Source organism: Thalassolituus sp. UBA6592, from assembly GCF_002433655.1.
Lineage (GTDB): Bacteria > Pseudomonadota > Gammaproteobacteria > Pseudomonadales > Oceanobacteraceae > Venatoribacter.
Window position 1 is genome coordinate 440 of the sequence record NZ_DJIO01000173.1, and the last position, 389, is coordinate 828.

Consider the following 389-nt stretch of genomic DNA (forward strand, 5'->3'; position numbering starts at 1 on the left):
CGCCGTCGCCGGCGGCATGGAATCCATGTCCAACGCGCCATACGTAATGGAAGGCGTACGCACGGGCTACCGTATGGGTGCCGGCAGTGCGCCACAGGATCATATGTTCCTCGATGGCCTGCAGGATGCTGAAACCGGTAAGCTGATGGGTGCTTTCGCCCAGGAAATGGCTGATAAGAAAGGTTATACCCGCGAACAGATGGACGAATACGCCATCATGTCCCTGACCCGCGCCAAAGACGCCATCGAAAAAGGCCTGAATAACGCTGAAATCGTTCCTGTCACCGTTACCAGCCGTAAAGGCGAAACCCTGGTTGAAAACGATGAGCAGCCATTCAACGCTAACATCGAAAAAATCCCGACACTGCGTCCGGCGTTTGCCAAAGACG

At 55.3% G+C, this 389-nt stretch carries 1 pseudogene; it reads left to right on the forward strand.

The window, feature by feature from the left end:
- Positions 1-389 (forward strand): annotated as a pseudogene (locus B2Z72_RS17470) (acetyl-CoA C-acetyltransferase); the annotation flags it as partial.